Origin of the sequence: Skermania sp. ID1734, from assembly GCF_007489285.1 — a bacterium.
In the GTDB taxonomy this organism is placed as follows: domain Bacteria; phylum Actinomycetota; class Actinomycetes; order Mycobacteriales; family Mycobacteriaceae; genus ID1734.
This window is the reverse complement of record NZ_VLIY01000002.1, coordinates 215,933-237,587: the sequence shown is the minus strand read 5'-3', so window position 1 is coordinate 237,587 and position 21,655 is coordinate 215,933. Positions and strand designations below refer to the sequence as shown.

Below are 21,655 nucleotides of genomic sequence, written 5' to 3'. Positions count from 1 at the left end.
CCTCCTTCATTGACGCCTGTTGGATGGACTCTTGGCCGAGAGGTACCCGACACCCCGATTTGCGAAACTGACGCGTGGCGTTCAGCGCGCGACCGTCACGCGATGCGCCGCGCGGTAGGCCCTAGGCCCCACCCCGTTCCAGCGTCGAAACGCTTGGGAGAAGCTGGACAGTTCGAGATAACCGAGGCGTTGGGCGGTTTCGGCAACGGTCAGCCTGCCGGAGAGCAACATTTCCTCCGCCAGGCGTTGCCGCACTTCTTCGAGTAGGTCGCGGAACGAGGTGCCCTCGCCGGCGAGTCGATGCCGCAACGTCCGAGCACTCATGTTGAGCTGCCTCGCCACCTGCTCGGCGTTTGGCGGGCGGGCTGGGTTGGCGAGCACGAGGTCGCGCACTTGACCGGAGAGTCCGGCCCGGGCGTGCCGTTGTTGCAGCAGATCGCGGCATTGGGCTTGGGCCAGCGCCGAGGTGTGTTCGTTGGCCTGCGGCAGCGGCCGGTCGAGCAAGGCCGGCGGCATGGCGATGATGTTTTCCGGTGCATCGAATTCTGGTTCTACGCCGAAGGTTTCGGTATAGAGGTCCAGGCGGGCGGGGGCCGGAAAGGTAAAGGAGACACGCTGCACGGGAACCGGTGCGGCAAAGAGTTCGCGCTCCAGTAGCCGGATGGACGCAGCGTCTCGTTCGACTGCGAATCGTTGCGTCTGCACGGGCACCCCAGAGGTGTCCAGGACGAATTGGAACTCGTCGTCGCCCTCCCGGGCGCGTACTCGGGTGAAGGCGAACGTGAGATCGAGATAGCGCAGACCAACCTCGGCCGCGCTTCGCAGCGTGGGACTGCTGATCAATGCGAAGCCCCAGATGCCATAGGTAGTGAGGTGATGACGGCTGCCCGCCTCCAATCCGAGGCCGTCGGTGTTCGGCAGCGCCGCGAGCAGGTTCGCGATGACGGTCTGCTCATGGCGCGCGGTGAGTTCGAAGTCGGGCTGCTGGAGTTGGTCCACCTGTAGTCCGGTACCGCGCAGGCACACCTCGGCCGACACTCCATGGTCGGCGGCAAGCTGGATCAGCACGAGCACGCTGGTCGGCGTACGCGGGATGTCCCAATCCACCGTCTGCGCCTTTCGCTCGCATTGCCGAAAAGAGTAACTCTTCGACCTCCGAGCCTATTACGAGAACGCGGTCGCTCGCTGAAGATGGCGCAGTGAAAGCGGGGGGCACGTTTGTCCTGACTTGTCCGGTCTCGAGTGATTATTCTGCTGCGATGGGACAACCGAATTCGCAACAGTTTCCGATCTTGCTGTCCACAATGAACGACGTGCCCGGCTATCGGGTCACGCACGTCATGGGCGAGGTGTTCGGCCTCACCGTCCGCAGCCGAAACGCCTTCTCCAACATGGGCGCCGGCTTCAAGGCGATGGCCGGTGGCGAACTCAAGGGGCTGAGCAAATTGCTGGCCGAATCCCGGCAGGAGGCGCTCGGCAGGCTCTGTCAGGAAGCCATGGCCAAGGGCGCCAACGCGGTGCTTGCCATGCGGTTCGATTGCAATGAAATCGGAGGCACCGCGAGCGAAATCGCGGCCTACGGAACTGCCGTGTATGTCGTGCCGGCAAACCAGCCTCCGCAGCATCACCAGCAGCAGCAACCGGCGCAGGCGCAGTATCCGCAGCAATATTAATCGGGACAAAATACGCGGGCCGCAAAGTCGCCGGCTGGATTAGGTTTGAGAAATACGCGCAACGCCTAATCTGTAATCCGTGCGGAGTGCACGACGCTGACCCCTGGAGCGCGAAATGTTCAGCAGGCTCGCAGTTTTCACCGTCGCTCTGTGTTCTATGTTGCTGGTGGGAATGGGGCCCGCGCACGCTGCTCCGGCCGTCCTCGGCGGCGGCTCCGGAATTATCATCGACGGCGAATTCGAGTGCACTCTCACCACAATCGGCCACGACAACGCTGGGCGTCTTGTCGGCATCACTGCCGGCCATTGCGGCAACGGCGGATCACAGGTGGTGTCCGAGTCCAATCAGTCCGCAGGCACGGTTGGCACGTTCGACTACACCAATTCCGACCTGGACTATGCAGTGATCACCTTCAACCCGTCGGCGGTTGTGCCGGTGAACCGCATCGGTAACACCACCATTACCGGTATCGGCGGACCGCCGCAGTTCGGCAACATCGTCTGCAAGCAGGGCCGGACCACCGGGAGCACCTGCGGGCTGGACTATGGCGACGTCTTCGGCGCGGGGACCGAAACATACTCGCAGATGTGCGTCATCGAAGGCGACTCGGGCTCGCCCGTCGTCAACGGCACCACGTTGGTCGCGATGGTCAATGCCTACCTTCTCGTGGCCTGTCTCGGCCCGGAAGTGGGGACGAACATCGCCTCCATCATCGGCGACATCAATGCCCGCGGTGGCGTGGGCGCCGGGTTCCGGCCGATCTGAGGGTTGATCAGGCGCCGATCCGCTCCGGCAGCCCGAATCTCGTGAACGCGGAGGAATAGCGCGAGGCGTCGAAGGGCTCGTTGGGGAAGTTCTGGTACGCCTCGGGCTCGGTAGCCTCGGTCGAGCGGACGATGAAGGCAGTGACGTCGCTGATGAGCCCGCCGCGCAGCGTCAACACGTTGAGCGCGAACGGCAAGTACGCGCCGGCCGCATCATCCCAGCTGTAGAAGCCCAGCGCTGGCTGACCGTTCGCCTGCGTGCGCACGGTCTTCCACCGCCATGCCCCGGACAGCGGTGACGTTCGCGCCCATTCGGCGATGACGTCGCGCGGGGTGTACCAAGTGGCCAGCGGCGGCATGGCGAAGGTCGCGTCCTCGACGAGCATGGCGGTGAACGCGGAGACGTCGCAGCGTTCCCACGCCAGCACGTACCGGTCGACGAGATCTTGGAGTGCGCGATCGCCGAGTGCCCGGAGGTTCGCTTGCTGGGTGCGCTCAGGCACCCGTTCGGACACCGCGGCGCGGGCCCGTTGCAGCGCGCTGTTGATCGAGGCAACCGAGGTAGCGAGCATCGTCGCGGCCTCGTTAGCGCTGAAACCAAGCACATCACGAAGAATCAGCACGGCGCGCTGATTGGCCGGAAGATGTTGCAGGGCAGCAACGAAAGCAAGTTCGATGCTTTCGCGTTGCTCGTAGTGTGCCTCCGGACCGGCCTTGCCGGCCAGCAGGCCGATCGCCTGATCGGGGTACGGGTCCAGCCAGACCGACTCGGTAACCGGCATCCCCGGTGGCGTCCCGCGCTCGGCGGCCGGGGAGAAGTCGTGCGGCAGCACCCGTCGGCGGCGGCGTTCGAGTTCGGTGAGGCAGACGTTCGTCGCGATCTTGTAGAGCCAGGATCGACCCGAGTCGGCGTCTCGCAGCCCAGCCGCACCGCGCCACGCGCGGATAAAGGTCTCCTGCAGGGCATCCTCGGCGTCGTGCACCGAGCCGAGCATGCGGTAGCAATGTGCATGGAGTTCGGCCCGGTGCTGCTCGACGAGTTCGGTGAACTCGCGGCCCGCTTCTGCGTCGACGATCAGGACTCCACGACCATCAGCGTGTGACCCGTCGGATCGCGGAACCAGAACATCGGCGGCACCGGCTCCCCCATCCGCGACACCTGTGCGTCCACGTCGACACCGACCTCCTTCATCGCCTCGTGGGTCGCGTCGATGTCGTTGGTGGTCAGCGTAATTCCGGTCTCCGCCGGCTCGACCGGCCCGCCCTGTGGGGGTGGCGGCGCCAAGGCGATTCCGGTGTTGCTTTCCGGCAGGTACACCTCAATCCAACGGTAGCCTCCGCCGAATGGCTCGTCGGTCCGCTTCTCGAAGCCGAGCGACTCGTAGAACGCGACGGCCTTGTCCTGGTCGGGCGTGGGGACGCAAACGAGGCTGATCGATGTAAGGCCGGTCTTGGTGCTGGACATGGTGTGCCTCCTGGTTTTGGGAAAGGACACCACATATGACTCGGCCTTGCATCGAAACTCATCGGTCTATGTGCGAACTTTTCCGGCAGGCTACCTCTTGAAGGCGTCCTTGATCTTCTGGCCGGCCTGCCGGAGGTTCCCGCCGACGCGCCGACGCCGGCCCCTGGCTTCCACGCTGGCATTGCCGGTCGCCTCGCCATACTTCTGCTTGGCCTTGCCGGTCAGTTCATCGAACTTGTTCCTGGCCTTGTCCATTCCGCTCATGATTGCCTCCGCGACCATCATCGTTGCGCCCAGCGCGCCGGTAGTACCCAAGCCGATCGCTTCTTAATCAGAGGTACTTATCCCGGGTTAGTCGCGGCGAGGCAATGGGTACGCCGCAGCCACAGGAGTAGGTGATGAATTCCGGCATGTACCTCGAGCGTGAGTCCAAATGGTCGATCGCCCCGGCCGCCGTCCTTCCGTCATTCGACGACATCACGGATGGCGTGCAACCCGAGGTCGAAACCCTCGAATTAGAGAATTCGTACTACGACACCGCCGAGCATGATCTGCTGGCGCACGGCATCACACTGCGGTTCCGGCGCGGCGATGAGGCGGAAACCGGATGGCAGGCAAAGATTCCGCAACCCAACTCGGTAACGGACGAGGAGACCACCAGCGCTCGCCAAGAGCTGCATGTCAACGCCGACGCCGCCGCCGCAGTTCCAGCGGAACTCGCCGATCCACTGTGGGGCGCGCGCCTCGGCAAGCCGCTCTCCTTGGTGGCGATCATCAGCACCCACCGCACGCGTCATCGTTACCGCGGCACCGACGGAAAGGTGCTCTTCGACCTCGATGACGACAGCGTGTCTGCCACGGTCGTCGGTCCGACGGCGACTGCGCGCTCGTGGCGTGAGGTGGAGATCGAACTTGGACACGCGGCACCGACGGTCGTCCGTGCCGTGCAGCAGCGTCTCCGCACCGCGGGCGCCGAACCGTCCCCAGACCCGTCGAAACTTGCACACGCTCTCGGCTACACCGCCGCGTCACCGGTGCACGCCGAAACCAGGACGTGTCGCGACCTCGGCGCTGCGGTCGCTGCGCAGATAGCAGCGTTCTTCCACGCCGACCTGCAGATCCGTCGGGACGACGACGGCTTTGCCCAGCAACTGACCGCAGTTGAATATCTCAGTGCCGCAGTCCAATTGGGTGATCATGTGCTGGAGACTGATGATCACGCCACCATAGTGGCCGATCTTGCCTGGTTACGCGGACTACTGCGGGCCGTCAGGCACCAACGCGCCCAGTCGAAGCTGCTGGATGAGGCCGTTGCCACGCTCGGGGACCAGTTGGTTCTCGGACCGGTGCGAGCCCGGGTCTCCTCTGAGATGGCGGCTCGTGAACGCGATCACCGGACGGCGCTTCACCAAGCGATGCAGTCCTCCCGATACCAGAACACGTTGACGATGCTGTCGAACTGGTCACGCCGCTCCCCGGTGAATCACGCGCTCACCGGAAAAGTACTGCGCAAGCGTGTCAATCGGCTCGCTCGCGCTGCTGAGGATCGCCTCGTGACTGCTCTTACGACACCCGACGACAGCGAGATCCGGGACGGCTACGAAGCGCTGCTGTCTGCACGCTACGCCAGCGACATGACGGCGAGGCTCGTCGACAAGAAGAATCGACGGAAGATGCGCAAGTCGCACAAGAACATTCACGAAGCGCTTGCCGCCTGGGACCTCGCCACGAGTACCGCGGACCTGCTGCGGCGTCTCGGCACCCGCGCGGGCACGGTCGAGGGAGAAAACGGGTTCACCTACGGACTGCTCTATCAGCAACAGCGCGATACCGCTGGCCGGATCATCGAACAGCTCGCGACCCAGACGGCACGACGCTGAAAATTCGATTGCCGGCCTGTTCGGCACTGCGTACCGTTGCTCAAGTCATTGTTCGGTGTAGGGAGAAGGACACTTGCTCTTTCAGAGGTGACCGCGCGCTCGGCGTGGTCGATGCCACTCAGCCGCATTCGCGCGCTGTATCCGCAGCAACCTCTGGAGAATTCGCATGCCGCATATCGCAATTTCCAATCTCGGGTTCAGTTGGCCCGACGGCACACGACAGTTCGACTCCCTGAACACCATGTTCGGCGCCGTCCGGACGGGCTTGGTCGGTCTCAACGGGTCCGGTAAATCAACACTCTTGCGCCTGATCGCTGGCGAGCTGCAACCTGAACGCGGGTCGGTCACCGTTTCCGGCGACGTCGGCTACCTACCGCAACAAATCATTCTGCGCTCCCGAACGCGCATCGATGAAATGCTGGGCATCGCCCCCTACCGGAAAGCGTTGCACCGGATCGAAGCCGGGTCGACCAACGAGAATGACTTCGACGTTGTCGGCGGTCGCTGGGATGTCGAGGAACGCGCGATAGCAGTACTCGCCCAGCTGGGTCTCGACCAGATCATCGGGAGCGCAGCCGATCTCGACCGCACAGTCGCTACCCTCTCGGGCGGGGAAACGGTACTGGTGGCGCTGAGTGCGCTGCTGCTGGCTGAACCAGCAGTGTTGTTGCTCGATGAACCGACAAACAACCTGGACCGGTCCGCTCGTCATCGGCTGTACGACGCGGTGCAACAGTTCACCGGCGTGCTTGTGCTGGTCAGCCACGACCGGGAACTGCTCGATCGGATGGACACGATCGCGGAACTGCGCAGTGGCCAGATTCGCCAGTTCGGCGGGAATTTCACCGACTACGAGCAAGCCATCGACGCCGAACAAGAAGCCGCACAGGCGGCGGTCGCCGACGCACGTCGCAACGTACGACGGCAAAGTCGCGAGTTGACCGAAGCCCGAATCAAACTGGATCGACGAAACCGGTACGGCAAGAAGATGTTCGCGCAGAAGCGGGAGCCGAAGATCGTGATGGGGCTGCGCAGGATGCAGGCGCAAGAATCGGCGGGCAAACTTCGTAACAACCATGTCGAGGCGCTGGATTCGGCCCGGTCGGCCCTGGCGGACAAGGAACGCCAGTTGCGCGATGACCGCGAGATCAGAGTGGAACTTCCGGCGACTCAACTCTATTCAGGTCAGCAGGTGGTCGAGCTGAACGATCGGCGACTACCCTGTGGACCGACTGTGTCGCTGTCGATCGACGGTCCGGAACGAATCGCGCTCACCGGACCGAACGGAGTCGGGAAAACGACATTGCTCGAAGCTATCGCCGCCGCCGGACCTTGGGTGCCGTGGCGAATGCTCCCGCAACGACTCGACATTTTCGACGAGGACATGTCGGTGTTGGAGAATGTCGCTCGCAAGGCCCCGCACGCCGATCCCCAGGCGATTCGGGCGCAGTTGGCGCGCTTCCTGTTTCGCGGTGCTGACGCCGACGTGCCGGCGAAGTCGATGTCGGGTGGCGAGCGCCTGCGGGCGGCGCTTGCAACCCTGCTCCTCGGTGAGCCCGCGCCACAGTTCCTCATGCTCGATGAGCCGACGAACAATCTGGACCTGGCGAGTCGCGAGCACCTGACTCAGGCGCTCAACAGCTTCCGCGGTGCACTATTGGTTGTCAGTCACGACATCGATTTTCTCGAGCGGCTCGGAATAACGCGTTGGGCGGAACTGACCGTCGATGGATTACGACTCTCGGCTTGACCTCGAGCGTGGTTCAGGTTCTACCGTGGCGGCTATGCCAACTACGCACCAGACGCTCAGCGACGACCAAGTCGCCTACCTTCGTACCCAGCGCCTCGGCCGCCTCGCAACGGTCGACCGCGACGGTGCACCCCAGAACAATCCAGTCGGTTTCCGCTACAACGCTGAATTGGGCACCATCGACGTCGGCGGTCGCAATCTGGCGCACAGCAAGAAGTTTCGCAACCTGGCCAATAACAACCGGGTGGCGTTCGTGGTCGATGATCTACCCTCGGTCGACCCGTGGCAGGTGCGGTGCGTGGAGATCCGCGGGTACGCCGAGGCCCTGCGAGATGAGCCGCCACTGCGACCGGGAATGTCGGGTGCCCTTATTCGGATCCACCCGGAGCGAGTGATCGCGTTCGGAATTTAACTCCCTAACGCTGGCTCGTCACCGTTCCTCCAAGCAGGACGTTGACCGCAGCAGCGAGCCCGGAATACAACACATCTGGCGCAAACCCGAGTCCCATGCCAAGTCACCTCCTCTCGTGCGTGACTTGTCTCCGCAGTTCGGTTACCCAGCCCCGCGGCCCGGCAACCGTGTTCACCGGTGTGGTTATTGCCGCCGACGGATGATCACCGATGCGGCAACAACCCTCCCGAGGTGTTGCCGGTCCTCGAGCCGGGTAAGCGGTGGCGTGCCACAGTCGATGACCGTCCGAAACCCCCGCACCGGTGACATCGTTTCCGAAGTCGCCGTCGCCGACTCCGCGACCTGTCTCGACGCGGTGAAGCGTGCCCGCGCCGCGTTCTCCGACTGGTCGCGAACACCTGCCGCCGAACGGGCCAAAGCCCTTCACGACGCCGCTGCGGATGTGCGCGATGCCGCAGGCGAGCTGGCCGCACTCAACGAAAGCGAAACCGGCAAGCTGATCGACGATGCCCGTGGCGGCGTGGAAGCAGGCGTCGGCACTCTTGTCCAGTACGCCGAACTCGGACCACTGCACCGTGGGCGCACGCTGCAAGGCGGTTGCTCGGCAACGGACCTCATGCTTCCACAGCCGCGCGGTGTTGCGGCCGTGCTGACGCCGTGGAACGACCCGGTCGCCGTTGCTGCCGGCCTGCTGGGCGCGGCGCTGGTCACGGGAAACACCGTGGTGCACAAGCCGAGTGAGCGATGCCCGCGCACCGGCCGGCGGTTCGCCGAGTTGATTGCCCAACACCTGCCCGACGGTGTGCTCGAGATCCTCGACGGTGACGGTTCGGTCGGCGAGCAACTGGCGGCAGCCCCCGATGTCGACGTGGTGGCACACGTCGGCAGCAGCCGAACGGGACACGAGATAGCCAAGACGTGCGCCGAACGCGGCGCCAAAGCCATCCTCGAAAACGGCGGAAACGACGCACTGATCGTCGATGAGGGCCTGGACCCGTCCTGGGCCGCAGGCCAAGCAGCATTGGGCGCCTTTGCCAATGCCGGTCAGATCTGCGTGTCGGTCGAGCGGATTTTCGTCGTCGACACGATTGCCGATGCCTTCACGAGCGCCCTTGTCGACGAAGCGCGAGTCTGGGCGGCGCGCATCGGCCCACTAGTGGATGAACGGCAGCTCGACGTAGTGCACCGGCACGTGACGGACGCCGTCGAATGCGGGGCTCGTGTGCTGGTCGGCGGAGCACGGACGGACGGGCATGGGGCCTTCTACCCCCCGACGGTGCTGACGGACTGCACCCCGCAAATGCTTGTCTTTCAAGAAGAGACGTTCGGGCCGCTCGCGCCCGTCCGGACCGTCCCGGACTTCGAAACCGCACTCGCAGAGGCAAACGATGACAGCTACGGCCTTGCCGCGACGGTGCTGACGCCGAACATGGCCCATGCGCAAGAAGCATGGCGCACCTTGACGGTGGGAACTGTGAAGATCAACGCGGTGTTCGGCGGGGCGCCCGGCGGAAGCGCGGAACCGCGACGGGCCAGCGGCATGGGTTTCGGATACGGCCCCGAACTGCTCGACGAGATGACGGCGATGAAAGTGGTGCACTGGTCGCCGCCGGGCGGCTAGGTTTTCGCGCCGAGCCTGGCGGTTTTCCGCCTCGGCCGGCCGGTGAAGGTCGATCCGCCCGGCCACACTCGCCCGACGCGCTGATTTCGTTTTAATATGAGGGCTCCTCATGTTCTAATGGCGTAGGGCACCTCGAATCTGTTCGTTGAGGTGCCGCCAACGAAGGAGCGCACAATGCCCGCCACGATTTCTACTCGGCCACCGGCGCAGAAACCGACCCAGACCGCGCTTCTGGGTCTCGGTGTCTACCGCCCGAGCCGCGTCGTCATGAACGACGAGGTGGCCGGGCCCATCGACTCCAGCGACGAATGGATCCAAACCCGGTCCGGTATCCGCTCGCGGCGTTACGCGACCGAGGACGAGACGCTGGTCGACATGAGCGCCGCCGCCTCGCGCGCTGCGCTGAATGCCGCAGGCATTGCCGCTGAGCAGGTCGATTGCATCATTCTGGCAACCTCGACAAACTTCTCCCTTACGCCGGCAGCAGCGCCCCAAATCGGCGCGGCGTTAGGCCTGACCGACACCGCCGCGTTCGACCTGTCATCGGGCTGCTCGGGCTTCTGTTTCGGCCTCAGCCTCGCCGACGACATGGTCCGCGCAGGCAGCGCGCGGCACGTGCTCGTCGTCGGCGCGGAGCGACTCTCGGACGCCGTGGACTTCACCGATCGATCGACCGCGTTCATTTTCGCCGACGGTGCGGGCGCCGTGGTGGTGGGCGCCTCGGAGAGCGCAGGTATCGGGCCGACATCATGGGGCTCGGATGGGACCAGTGCCGACGCGATCCGACAAACGAAGGACTTCTTGACCTACATAAACGACGTCGGCACGCAAGGATCCGACGCGGTACGCCCCTACGTGGAGATGCGTGGCACATCCGTCTTCCGGTGGGCCGCGCACTCGCTCGAGAAGGTTTGCCGCGACGCGTTGGACAGGGCGGGAGTGTCACCCGAGGACCTCGACGCGCTGATCCCACACCAGGCCAACGGTCGCATCACCGAAGTGATGGCGCGGACGCTGAAACTGCCACCGACCTGCGCCGTCGCCAACGATATTGTCGATGCCGGCAACACATCCGCGGCCTCGGTCCCCTTGGCGATGGAGGCCCTTCTCCGTGCCGGTGAAGCCAACCCCGGCGATATCGCACTGCTCATCGCCTTCGGCGCCGGCCTGAGTTATGCGGCGCAGGTCGTGGCCCTACCGCCCATCAGCTAGGCGGTTGCGGCGGACACCAAGGCCGGTAGTTGTAGACAACCGGCGGAATGATGGCGCCGTGGCCCGGTGGCACCGGGCCGAAGCACAGCCCATAGGTCAGTAGCCCCAGGGTGTTGACGACCATAACCTCGGCAACGTCGAGCATGACTCCATATATCGGGCAGAGAACCGGTCCCGATGGGCACGACGACATATCGACGACCGGCGTGGGCGCGACAGGATCAGCCTGCGCTGGCGCCACCCCAACAACCGCGATACCGAGGATGGCCGCGCCGAGGAATGCGCGAAACCTCATCGTGCAATCTTCGCACTTGAAATCTGCCCCGACAACAGTGCCGCTCTGGCATTGCGCTGATGCCGTAATGATGCCATCATGGCACCATGGAATTGAGACGGTTCGTCGACGAGATCAATCGACATCTAGGAACCATCGCGGCGACCGGTGATGAGCAGGCCCAGGCCACCGTGCAGCGCGTGATCGCCCCACTGGAGACGGCCCTGCGGTTGGTATTGCTGGAGGCGCTCAGCGCGGCGGCCGCCGAGATCACGGGTGAGATGGCGCCGGGCTCAGTCGAATTACGGCTGCGCGCCGGAGAACCGGAGTTTGTTGTCAACCCACCGCAAGCCGGGTCGTCCCCGGTAACCGAAGCGCCCGTCGCCCCCTCCCCCGGACTCGATACCGAAGGCGGCATGGCGCGGATCAACCTGCGACTACCGGAAACTCTCAAGACCCGCGTCGAAGACGCTGCCGAGCGGGAGGGTTTGTCGATCAACGCCTGGCTCGTCCGCGCGGCGGCCGCCGCGGCCGACCGTTCGACGGCTCCAACACCGCATCCGCATCGACCCGCAGGATCCCAGCGCTACACCGGCTGGGCCCAGTGAAGGATTTCGCGATGCCAAGTTTCGATACTCCGGGACCCATCACCGTGTCGGTCGACAACGCCGTCGGAATCGTGACCATCGTTGCCACACAACCGAATAGAACCACCGTCGACGTCACGGCGTCGGATCCTGGCAAACCCGCCGACGTCGCGGCCGCCGAGCGCACGCGGGTCGAGCACACGCAGGGCCGGCTCTCGGTACGGACGTCCGGCACGTGGCGGCGCTACAGCTGGCGCGGCGACGGCGGATCGACCGCGGTGCGAATCCAGTGTCCGCCAGGCGCGAATCTCACGGTCACCGGACCGATGGTCACGGTCTACGCCGAGGGCACACTGGGCCAGGTTCGCATTCACACCTCCATGGGGGACGTCATGGTGGGCGAAACCGCCGCCCTCGACGCGCGTACCGGATACGGCAACGTCACCGCCGGGCCCATCGACAGCGGCGCCACAGTCAACACCGGAACTGGAGCTGTCCGGCTGGACGCAGTCGGGGGATACGCGACAGTCAAGAACTCCAACGGCGACAGCTGGCTCGGCCGCTGCGCCGGTCGCACGGAGGTCAAGGCCGCCAACGGAAATATCGCTATCGACCACGCCCGAAGCGATGTCAGTGCCAAGACCGCCAACGGTACCATCACGTTGGCGCGCGTCTGCGGCGGCGATGTTGTGGCCGAAACTGCTTGTGGCTCAGTAGCAGTCGGCGTCTCACCGGGTACCGCGGCGTGGCTCGACCTGGACACAAGCTGCGGCCAGGTAATCAACGAACTGAAAGCAGCCACGGCCCCGTCACTGGGCAATCCCGTTGTGCGAGTGCGCGCTCGCACCAGCATGGGTGACCTCACGGTCACATACGCTCCGACACAGGAGGTCCAGCAATGAATTCGGTCATCACCGTCAGCGGTCTGTGCAAATCCTTCGGCGACACCGTCGTCCTGGACAACGTGGACCTCGACGTCACCGCCGGCGAAATCTTCGCGCTGCTCGGCCCGAACGGGGCCGGCAAGACCACTATGGTCCGCATTCTGTCCACGTTGATCAGCGCCGATTCCGGGCGTGCCCGCGTCGCGGGCCACGACGTCGTCACCGAGGCGGACCAGGTCCGGGCCGCCATCGGAGTGACCGGACAGTTCTCCGCGGTCGACAATCTGCTCACCGGCGCAGAGAACCTGCAACTCATGGCGGATCTGCGTCACCTCGGCCGCCGGGCCGGACGCCAGCGCGTGGCCGAACTTCTCGACCAGTTCGACCTCACCGCGGCCGCCGACAAGCCGCTCTCCACCTATTCGGGCGGTATGCGCCGGCGACTGGATCTTGCGATGACCTTGGTGGGCAACCCGCGAGTGATCTTCCTGGACGAGCCGACGACCGGCCTCGACCCACGCAGCCGCCGGACCATGTGGGCAATCATCGGCGAACTCGCCGCCAGTGGCGTCACGATCTTCCTCACCACCCAGTACCTCGACGAGGCCGACCACCTGGCCGGTCGCGTCGCGGTGCTCGACCGCGGCCGCGTCGTCGCGGCCGGCACGCCAGCCGAACTCAAGCGCCGGATTCCCGGCGGACACATCACGCTGCACTTCAGCGACCCACAGGTATTGCAGGCAGCCGCCGAGATAATTCCAGCGGCTGCAGCGGATCACGATCAACTCGCGCTTCAGGTACCGGGCAACGGCACGGTAGCCGCGGTGCGCCGGTTGCTCGACGAGTTGGACACGGCTCGCATCGAGGTCGAGCACCTCTCGATTCACACCCCTGACCTCGACGATGTTTTCTTCGCAGTCACCGGTCATGCCGCCGAAACACCCGAGAAAGTTCTGCAGCCATGAGCACCCTTACCTACACTGTCGCCGATTCCGCAACTATGCTGCGGCGCAACCTCAAACACCAGCTGCGTTATCCGTCGCTGACGCTGATGCTGGCCGGTTTCCCGATCGTCTTCCTGCTGCTGTTCGTCTACGTTTTCGGCGGCCAGCTGGGCGCCGGCCTCAATTCGAGCCAACAACTGGGCGACCGCGCGGCTTACCTCACCTACGTCGTACCGGGCATCCTCGTGATGACCGTCGCCTCTGCGGCGCTCGGTACCGCGATCTCGGTGGCAATGGACATGACCGAGGGCATCATCGACCGCTTCCGCACCATGGCCATCACTCGCGCGGCAGTGCTCACCGGCCATGTGCTCGGCAGTCTGTTGCAAACCATCGTTGTCCTTGTCATCGTTGTCGGTGTCGCCATTGGTCTCGGATTCCGTTCTACGGCAAGCCCTCTCGAATGGCTGGCTGCACTGGGAATCCTTGCGCTCTTCGCGCACGCCCTGATCTGGCTGTCCGCAGCACTGGGACTGGCCGCCAAGAGCGTCGAAACCGCCAGCAACACACCGATGTTCCTCACTCTGCTGCCGTTCCTCAGCAGCGGATTCGTACCCACCTCCAGCATGCCCACCGGCCTGCGTCAGTTCGCCGAATACCAGCCCTTCACCCCAGTAACCCAAACGGTCCGTGGGCTGTTGACCGGCACCCCTGTCGGCAGTCACGCCATCGCCGCGATCGCCTGGAGCGTGGGCATCGCGGGCGTCAGCTACCTCTGGTCGCTGCACCTGTACAACAAGCGTCGAGCGGCCGATCCGAAGTAGCGGCGCGACGCATTCGGGGGTGCGAAAAGCTCCCCCTGGGGTATCTGGTTCGCCGTAGCCAACGATCGCAGGATTAACACACCGAACCGAAACCGGTGCTGCGACAAGGCACGGGCCAGCGAGGAGACCTCCCCGGAATGCATCCCGACTTCGTATCCCACGTCCGCGCCCAGGTTGCCGACCATGGCAACGCCCGCCATTACGTCTATCTCCGTGAGGTGGCGCGCAACCTGATCGAAGACCGGCACAGCTACGCGGACCTCGACCGACAGGCACGCGAAATAGCGGTGTGGCTCGCCGAGCAACCTGCGTCCAAGCATCCGGTCCTGCTGCTCTTTAAGGACGGAATCGATTTCCTGCCAGCGTTTCTGGGCTGCCTATATGCCGGCGTGATCGCGGTTCCCGCTCCGGTGCCGCACGATCAGCGCAGTGTTGCGCGAGTCGCCGCAATCATGCGCGACGCGGACGCGCGCCTGGTTCTGACCGGGTCAGAAATCCAGCCGTTCCTCCAGAGCGCTGTCGGGGACTCGGTTCGTTGCGTCGCGACCGACGGCGCTGCACTGGCCGATGCGCAGACCTGGGTGATGCCGCAACTAGACAGCGCCGCAGTGGCTTTCCTCCAGTACACCTCGGGATCGACCAGCGCGCCCAAGGGGGTCATGGTCACCCACCGCAACCTGCTACACAACATCGCGACCATCCGCGCCGCCGTCGGCGCCGCGGACATGAGAATGTGCGCCGGTTGGCTGCCGCACTTCCACGACATGGGGCTGATCGGCATGATGCTGTTGCCCCTGTTTACCGGCTTCAACCTGGCATTCATGTCGCCGCTGACATTTCTCAAACGCCCACACCGGTGGTTGACGATGATCGACCGCTACCGCGCGGACATCACCGTCGCTCCGGACTTCGCGTACGACCTCGTCGCTCGACGCGTCACCGATGAACAACTCAGCGGCGTGGACCTCTCCTCGGTGCGAGTGGCGTTAAACGCGGCCGAGCCGATCCGGCCGCGCACTCTCGCCGCGTTTGCGCACCGGCTCACCCCGGTCGGGCTGCGGCCCGGAGCGCTGCTGACCGCCTATGGCATGGCCGAGGCCACCCTGCTCGCCACCGCGAGCGAACCAGGCGCCGGCCCAATACTGCGGACCGTGGATCCGGTTGCCCTCGAAGCCAATCGATTCGTTGCTGCTCGAGGCGGCCGGACGCTGGTGAGCAGTGGTCGTCCCGCTGGCGTCGAGATCCGAATAGTCGACCCGACGAACGGAAAGCCACTCGAGGACGGGCACGTCGGTGAGATCTGGATGCGTGGTCCCAGCGTCGCCGCAGGCTATTGGAACCGCCCGGCCGAAACTGCCGAAACCTTCGGCGCACGAATCGACGGCGACGGACCGTACCTGCGCACAGGCGACCTCGGTGTGTGCGTCGACGGCGAAATCTTTGTCACCGGCAGGCTGAAGGACCTCCTGATCATCAACGGCCGGAATATCTACCCGCAGGACATCGAAGAGGTGGTCCGAGAATCGCATCCGGCGCTCCGTGACGCTACCGGCGTCGTGCTGGCGGTGGAGGCCGCCGGACAGGAACGAGTCGTGGTCGTGCACGAACTCAAAACGGAGCTACTTCCAGCACTGGACGTTGCCGCACTCGCACGGCAGCTGAAGTCGACCGTAGCCCGGTCATTCGACATCGCCGCGCCCAGCGTGGTGTTCGTCGGACGCCGCCGTGTGCACCGCACCACCAGCGGCAAGGTGCAGCGCCGCTCGATGCTCGCCGCATTCCTCGCGAACGAACTCGACTGTCTGCACGAGGAGATCGACCCGATCGTGCAACGCCTCCGCCACCAATCCCCCACCTACGTCCACGCCTGATCCTCGGCGAAACCCCGGGAGTACTCATGACCACCGCCGATATCGTCGACTGGCTGATCTACCGCGTTGCTGCACACACCGAGCAACCGCGACGCCTCATCGACACCACAATTCCGTTGGCAGAACTCGGCATCGCTTCGCTTACCGCGGTCGCATTGTGCGGAGAAGTCGAGGACGAATGGGACATCGATGCGGACCCCACCATGGTCTTCGATTACCCGACCATCCTCGATCTGGCCGGCTTCATCGCCGCAGAGGTCGCACTGCGGACGGAGCGAGCCGCATGAGCGCGCTCGACTCGGACATCGCCATTGTCGGGCTCGACTGCCGGTTCCCTCAGGCTCCGAACCCCGCTGCGCTGTGGCAATTACTGATGACCGGCGCCGACGCCATCACCGAGGTGCCCGGCAACCGCTGGAACGCAGCCGAATTTCACGATCCCAGCGGCGCCGGGCGGGTGAACAACCGCAGCGGCGGGTTCCTCGCCGACGCTGACGCATTCGATGACGAATTCTTCGGCATCACCCCACGCGAGGCCGAAGCAATGGACCCACAACAGCGGCTGCTGCTGCAAGCGACCTGGCGCGCACTGGAGGATGCGTGCCTCGACCCGCGGTCGCAATCCGGCTCGAACACGGGCGTTTTCGTCGGCGTCATGGCCAACGAGTGGGCGCAGGTCACCATGCGCGACTACGCGCAGATCACCCCGCAGCACGGGTCCGGAAACGGTTACTTCATGACGGCGAACCGGCTCTCCTATCAGTTCAACTTCACCGGCCCCAGCATGGCCGTTGACACCGCATGCTCGTCGTCATTGGTTGCCGCGCACCTGGCCTGCAATGCGTTGCGCACTGGCGAGTGCGACCAGGCGGTGGCCGGCGGCGTGAATATCGCGGTGACGCCGACCCTGAACGTCTTCTACACCCAGGCCGGGCTCTCCGCACCTGACGCCCGCTGCAAGCCGTTCAGTTCGCGTGCCAATGGCATCGGCCGCGGCGAGGGCGTCGCCGTTGTGGTGCTGCGTCGGCTGGAAGACGCACGCGCCGAGGGCCTACCGGTTTACGCGGTGATCAAGGCCAGCGCGGTCAACAGCGACGGTCGCAGTAACGGCGTCACGGCGCCCAACCGGTGGGCGCAGCAACGCCTGATCTTCCAGACGTGCCGCCGCGCCGGGATCGACCCGACACGAGTCGATTTCGTCGAGGCACACGGAACCGGAACGGTGCTCGGCGACATGATCGAATCGAAAGCCCTGGGACATGTACATGCGGGCCGATCGCAGCCGTGCGTCGTTGGCTCCATCAAGGGCAACATCGGCCATACCGAAGGCGCCGCTGGCATTGCCGGAGTGATCAAGGCGGCCTTGAGTTTGCACCACCGCACCTTGCCGCCCACGCGGTACGCCGACGAAGAAAACGCACAGCTCCGGTTGGCGGACAAAGGTTTGCAGCTTGCCCGCGAAGCTACCTCCTTGCCAGCCAATGCCATTGGCGCGGTGAGCAGCTTCGGTCTGGGCGGGACAAACGCGCACCTGGTGCTGAGCAGTGTGCCCAGGGAGGCAACGGCCGCGGCCGGCGGCGCCGGCGTGCTGACGTTGTCGTCCAACGATGCCGAAGGACTGCGACGCAACGCCGTTGCCTTGGCGGCACACTTGTCCGACACATCGGTGCCGCTGGCGGCGGCGTGCTGGACCAGCAACACCGTCAAGGCGTCCGGCCGGTATCGTCTCGCGTTCGTCACCCGAGACCGCGAGCATGCGGTCGCGACGCTGCGAGCTGGTGCCGACACCGGTGTCGCGGCCGCCGTCACCGCCGGCTGGATGTTCACCGGCCAGGGCTCGCAGCATTCGGAAATGACCCGTGCGCTCTATGAATCCGACGATCTCTATCGTGCAGCGCTCGACGAGGTGGACTCGCGAATGCGCCCGCACCTGCAGCAGTCGATCCGGGAGGTAATGTTCAGCGGCCGTGATCTGCTCAACCGCACCGAATTTGCGCAACCAGCAATCTTCGCAGCCGAATATGCCTTGGGACTGGCGCTCATTCAGCTGGATCTACGACCAGCCTGGATGCTGGGCCACAGCATCGGCGAATACGCTGCCGCGGCACTGGCCGGTGTGTTCGACCTGGACACCGCGTGCAGACTCGTCGTCGCACGCGGTCAGCTCATGCAGCAGTTAGCGGTCGGCGGCACCATGCTGGCCGTCCGCGCGGGCACCGACAAGGTGACCACACTCGTTGCGGCCGAACCCGAAACGTCGATCGCGGCGGTCAACGGCCCACGAGATCTGGTGCTGTCAGGTCCCGTCGCGGCCCTGGATCGAATCGCCGCGACACTACGTGACGACGGTGTCGCGGCTCGTCGACTCCATGTTTCTCACGCGTTTCACTCACCGTTGATGGCACCGATGCTCGCGGACTTCGCCGCAATAGCCGGCGACTGCGCCTACCGCACGTCGGCGGTGCCGATCTATTCCACCGTGCGCGGCAGACTGCTCGGTTCCGACGAGGCCATGGACGCGGATTACTGGATCGAACATATCAGCGCCACAGTCGAGTTCAATGCGGCAGCGACGGTGGCGCTGACTTCTGGAACGACGCATGTGCTCGAGATCGGACCTAAGCAAGTCCTGACCCCCCTCGTCCGGCGGCTGTCCACCGAAGCCAGCCCACGCATGATGTTTGCCGGTAGCCCAGCCGAAGCCGCCGCCGCCCTGTATCGAGACGGAGCGACGCCGACATGGGACCTCCTCTACCGCAATGAATCCCGCCGACCGCACCGGTTGCCCGGATACGAATTCGCTACCGCCCACCGCTACTGGGTCGATCCAGTGGCGCCCGCCGACCATCCCCAACCACCCGCATCGACGAAGGCATCCACCATGGAACAACTCATTGCGCTATTTCGCGAGCAGGCCGCCGTGCTGGCTGCGTCGGTGGCAGGCACCGGCAATCCTGTTGCCACACCGAGCGTGCCGGCATCCGACCGATCGGCGATCGCCTCAGCGGTGTCCGCCGAGGCGACGCGGGTCAGCGGCTTTCCGGCCGAGCAGATGACTCTCGGCAAGACGATCGACCAGCTCGGCTTCGATTCCATTATGCGAAGTGACTTGCTCATCGGCCTCGGCCATCGCTTCGCGGACGTGGACATCCCGTCGGAGTGGCTCACCGGAAAGCGCACCCTCGACGAGCTGATCGAGCACATCGAATCACGGAGGCAACCCATAGCAGTGCCGGTGGCGCAGCCTGATTCGCGTCCGGCACCGACCGCGGAATATCGGGTGGCCGACTTTCCCGAAGTGCAGGCGCTGGCTGAACGGCTGAAGATGCCCGACGCCATCGGAGTGCGCAACCCGTACTTCATGATCAACGACGGCATCACCGGAGACACCTCGATCATCGACGGCCAGCAGGTGGTGAATTTTTCCAGCTACAACTATCTGGGTATGTCCGGTCACCCGGCCGTGATCAAGGCGGTCCAGGACGCCGTCGCCGCGTACGGGAGTTCGTGCTCGGCCAGTCGGGTGCTGTCCGGCGAGAAACCCGTCCACCACGAACTGGAGACCGAACTCGCCGAGCTCATCGGCACCGAAGACGCGATGGCGCTGGTCAGCGGACACGCCACCAACGTCACGGTCATCGGGCACCTCATGGGCCCGGACGACCTGGTTATCCACGACAGCCTGGCGCACGACAGCATCCTGCAGGGCTGCAAGCTTTCTGGGGCGACGCGGCATCCCTTCCCACACAATGACCACCGGGCGCTGGACCAACTGCTCACGGCCGTCCGCCACCAATACCGTCGGGTGCTGATCCTGATCGAGGGTGTCTACAGCCAGGACGGCGACATCCCCGACCTACCGGCATTCATAGAAGTCAAGAAGAAGCACCAGGCACTGCTCATGATCGACGAGGCACACAGTATCGGCGTGCTCGGCGCGCACGGCGGCGGCGCCGGGGAGCACTTTGGCATCGACCGTGCCGACGTCGAATTATGGTGCGGAACAATGTCGAAAGCGCTGGCCGGTTGCGGAGGCTACGTCGCCGGCAGCCGTGAGCTCATTCAGTTCCTCAAGTACACCACCCCCGGGTTCGTGTACAGCGTCGGAATCACTCCACCCAACGCGGCCGCGTCGCTCGCAGCGCTGCGACAGCTGAAAGCACAACCAGAAGCGTTGGAGCGGTTGCGGAAGAATTCACGGTTGTTCTTGGAACTGGCAAAAGAGTTCGGCATCAATACCGGCGACAGCCATGACACACCCGTGATCCCTTGTATCGTCGGTGATTCACGAAGGACTCTCGCGCTCTCGGATGCGCTGCTGAAGCGGGGCATCAACGTCAATCCGATCATCTATCCGGCTGTGCCGGAAGACCTTGCGCGCCTTCGCTTCTTCATCACCTCCTGCCACTCGGAGGAGCAAATCCGCGACACGGTCAAGATCCTGGCCGAGGAACTGGCCGTGACGCGCGGATGATGGCGCCCGTACTGAGGTACGGTGGAGGCATCGAGCGGCCCCGACGGGCCGCAGAACCGCAGCAAATATCGTCGCGGAATCGACGTCTTCGGTACGGATCAAGGAATCCGATCGAGACCACTACAACGGCGTCACGGCGCTGAGATCGGAGCGTCACCATGGACGCAGAACAAACCCCTGACCCGCAATCATTGTTCGTCGCGGCGCGGGCGACCGCTGACGCCGACCCTGTCGAGGCGGGGACCACGCCCGTGGAACTTCCGGACTATGCAAATCTGTTCTCGCATTCGGACAAGTGAACTCCTGCTGCTCAACAGTGCTCGGATAGTTGACTGAGCGCCGAGAGATAGGCGTCGAGGTGAGCTGCGCCGGTGAGAAGGTCGCGGCTGCGCGTATTCAGTCGGTCCTGCCACGAACTAAGGAAGCCGCTCAACGCCGCTGCCCCGCCAGCCTCCCGCGCCGACTCCACAAACTGGGCGATCTGTCGCAGCGGATAACCGCCACGGCGTAGCTGCCGAGCAATCTCGGCATCGCGCACGCATTCCGATCCGTATTGGCGGTAACCCGTCGCCTTGTCGCGTTCCGGTCGGACGATGCCCTCCCGCTCCCAAGCGCGCAACGTCGCCGGGTGGATGCCGAGGCGGCGTGCGAGTTCACCGACGGATAGCGGCGGGCCGTGAATGGCAAGCAGTTTCGCGGTAGACAGGCTGCCAAGGGCACCGGCGACCTGGCTGCGGGTGCCGCGTTCGGCGAGCAGTGCAGCGTGTGTGGCGTCAATGAGTCGATAGGCGTGCTCGGTGTCGGCCCGGTTTATCGCCCGCATGATTTCCAATGCCTGCTGATGGCCGTGGCCGCGGCGCAACGACACGAAGGTCCGTACGGCCTGCGCATGCAGCGGCGTGTACCGGCGGTAGCCAGCCTCGCTGCGCTGCGCCGGCGGAAGGATGCCGGCATCCTCGTAATTGCGAATCGCTTGTGCCGACAACCCGTGTTCGCGAGCGAGGTCGATAGGTCGCAGT

At 64.6% G+C, this 21,655-nt stretch carries 21 protein-coding genes; 15 read left to right on the top strand and 6 right to left on the bottom strand.

What is annotated here, in order from left to right:
* Nucleotides 1–81 precede the first annotated feature (81 nt).
* Nucleotides 82–1,107: an AraC family transcriptional regulator gene (locus tag FOS14_RS03145; RefSeq protein ID WP_221936649.1), complete on the bottom strand. Its 1,026-nt coding sequence runs from the start codon at nt 1,105–1,107 to the stop codon at nt 82–84.
* Nucleotides 1,108–1,289: 182 nt separating this feature from the next.
* Here FOS14_RS03145 and FOS14_RS03140 point away from each other — a divergent pair, with 182 nt between their 5' ends.
* Nucleotides 1,290–1,673 carry a YbjQ family protein gene (locus FOS14_RS03140; RefSeq protein WP_143768959.1) on the top strand — a complete coding sequence of 128 codons (384 nt, stop codon included), beginning with the start codon at nt 1,290–1,292 and terminating at the stop codon, nt 1,671–1,673.
* A 115-nt stretch (nt 1,674–1,788) separates the two neighbouring features.
* On the top strand, nt 1,789–2,439 hold the full coding sequence (locus tag FOS14_RS03135; RefSeq protein ID WP_143768801.1) for a serine protease: 651 nt from the start codon (nt 1,789–1,791) through the stop codon (nt 2,437–2,439).
* A 7-nt stretch (nt 2,440–2,446) separates the two neighbouring features.
* On the opposite strand, the gene FOS14_RS03130 is transcribed toward FOS14_RS03135, so the two are convergent.
* From FOS14_RS03130 to FOS14_RS03120, 3 genes are all read right to left on the bottom strand, one after another.
* On the bottom strand, nt 2,447–3,514 hold the full coding sequence (locus tag FOS14_RS03130) for a sigma-70 family RNA polymerase sigma factor (RefSeq protein WP_255450054.1): 1,068 nt from the start codon (nt 3,512–3,514) through the stop codon (nt 2,447–2,449).
* Complete coding sequence (locus FOS14_RS03125) at nt 3,514–3,903, bottom strand: VOC family protein (protein WP_143768799.1); 390 nt, start codon at nt 3,901–3,903, stop codon at nt 3,514–3,516. The genes FOS14_RS03130 and FOS14_RS03125 overlap by 1 nt, the downstream gene beginning before the upstream one ends.
* 90 nt (nt 3,904–3,993) lie before the next feature.
* Nucleotides 3,994–4,218: a CsbD family protein gene (locus FOS14_RS03120; protein ID WP_255450027.1), complete on the bottom strand. Its 225-nt coding sequence runs from the start codon at nt 4,216–4,218 to the stop codon at nt 3,994–3,996.
* Nucleotides 4,219–4,301: 83 nt separating this feature from the next.
* Between FOS14_RS03120 and FOS14_RS03115 the strand changes: the two genes are divergently transcribed.
* The 5 genes from FOS14_RS03115 to FOS14_RS03095 all read left to right on the top strand — a co-directional run bounded on the left by FOS14_RS03115 (nt 4,302) and on the right by FOS14_RS03095 (nt 10,778).
* Nucleotides 4,302–5,783, top strand: coding sequence for a CYTH and CHAD domain-containing protein (locus tag FOS14_RS03115; RefSeq protein WP_143768798.1), 1,482 nt, complete (start codon nt 4,302–4,304; stop codon nt 5,781–5,783).
* Between the two features lie 166 nt (nt 5,784–5,949).
* Entirely contained in the window at nt 5,950–7,533 is a 1,584-nt protein-coding gene (locus FOS14_RS03110) for an ATP-binding cassette domain-containing protein (RefSeq protein ID WP_143768797.1), read from the top strand.
* A gap of 34 nt (nt 7,534–7,567) precedes the next feature.
* Nucleotides 7,568–7,945: a PPOX class F420-dependent oxidoreductase gene (locus FOS14_RS03105; protein ID WP_143768796.1), complete on the top strand. Its 378-nt coding sequence runs from the start codon at nt 7,568–7,570 to the stop codon at nt 7,943–7,945.
* A 277-nt stretch (nt 7,946–8,222) separates the two neighbouring features.
* Nucleotides 8,223–9,566 carry an aldehyde dehydrogenase gene (locus FOS14_RS03100; protein ID WP_143768795.1) on the top strand — a complete coding sequence of 448 codons (1,344 nt, stop codon included), beginning with the start codon at nt 8,223–8,225 and terminating at the stop codon, nt 9,564–9,566.
* Between the two features lie 174 nt (nt 9,567–9,740).
* Nucleotides 9,741–10,778 (top strand): beta-ketoacyl-ACP synthase III, encoded by a 1,038-nt coding sequence (locus tag FOS14_RS03095; RefSeq protein ID WP_143768794.1) that lies wholly within the window; start codon nt 9,741–9,743, stop codon nt 10,776–10,778.
* Here the strand turns inward: FOS14_RS03095 and FOS14_RS03090 are convergent.
* Nucleotides 10,771–11,073 carry a hypothetical protein gene (locus tag FOS14_RS03090; protein ID WP_143768793.1) on the bottom strand — a complete coding sequence of 101 codons (303 nt, stop codon included), beginning with the start codon at nt 11,071–11,073 and terminating at the stop codon, nt 10,771–10,773. The genes FOS14_RS03095 and FOS14_RS03090 overlap by 8 nt on opposite strands.
* Nucleotides 11,074–11,159: 86 nt before the next feature.
* Between FOS14_RS03090 and FOS14_RS03085 the strand changes: the two genes are divergently transcribed.
* The 8 genes from FOS14_RS03085 to FOS14_RS24585 all read left to right on the top strand — a co-directional run bounded on the left by FOS14_RS03085 (nt 11,160) and on the right by FOS14_RS24585 (nt 20,935).
* Nucleotides 11,160–11,660: a toxin-antitoxin system HicB family antitoxin gene (locus FOS14_RS03085; RefSeq protein ID WP_143768792.1), complete on the top strand. Its 501-nt coding sequence runs from the start codon at nt 11,160–11,162 to the stop codon at nt 11,658–11,660.
* Between the two features lie 11 nt (nt 11,661–11,671).
* Nucleotides 11,672–12,541 (top strand): hypothetical protein, encoded by an 870-nt coding sequence (locus FOS14_RS03080; RefSeq protein ID WP_143768791.1) that lies wholly within the window; start codon nt 11,672–11,674, stop codon nt 12,539–12,541.
* A complete protein-coding gene (locus FOS14_RS03075) occupies nt 12,538–13,488 on the top strand; it encodes an ATP-binding cassette domain-containing protein (RefSeq protein ID WP_143768790.1) in 951 nt (316 codons plus the stop codon). Before FOS14_RS03080 ends, FOS14_RS03075 begins: the two co-directional genes overlap by 4 nt.
* Entirely contained in the window at nt 13,485–14,291 is an 807-nt protein-coding gene (locus tag FOS14_RS03070) for an ABC transporter permease (protein WP_143768789.1), read from the top strand. The genes FOS14_RS03075 and FOS14_RS03070 overlap by 4 nt, the downstream gene beginning before the upstream one ends.
* A gap of 137 nt (nt 14,292–14,428) precedes the next feature.
* On the top strand, nt 14,429–16,162 hold the full coding sequence (locus tag FOS14_RS03065; protein ID WP_143768788.1) for a fatty acyl-AMP ligase: 1,734 nt from the start codon (nt 14,429–14,431) through the stop codon (nt 16,160–16,162).
* 26 nt (nt 16,163–16,188) lie between these two features.
* Nucleotides 16,189–16,449: an acyl carrier protein gene (locus FOS14_RS03060; RefSeq protein ID WP_143768787.1), complete on the top strand. Its 261-nt coding sequence runs from the start codon at nt 16,189–16,191 to the stop codon at nt 16,447–16,449.
* Complete coding sequence (locus FOS14_RS03055) at nt 16,446–20,636, top strand: type I polyketide synthase (protein WP_143768786.1); 4,191 nt, start codon at nt 16,446–16,448, stop codon at nt 20,634–20,636. The genes FOS14_RS03060 and FOS14_RS03055 overlap by 4 nt, the downstream gene beginning before the upstream one ends.
* A gap of 158 nt (nt 20,637–20,794) precedes the next feature.
* The gene (locus FOS14_RS24585) at nt 20,795–20,935 is read left to right on the top strand and encodes a hypothetical protein (protein WP_185981583.1); all 141 of its coding nucleotides are present in this window, start codon (nt 20,795–20,797) and stop codon (nt 20,933–20,935) included.
* A gap of 11 nt (nt 20,936–20,946) precedes the next feature.
* Here the strand turns inward: FOS14_RS24585 and FOS14_RS03050 are convergent, their stop codons facing one another.
* Entirely contained in the window at nt 20,947–21,654 is a 708-nt protein-coding gene (locus FOS14_RS03050) for a MerR family transcriptional regulator (protein ID WP_143768785.1), read from the bottom strand.
* Nucleotide 21,655 lies beyond the last annotated feature (1 nt).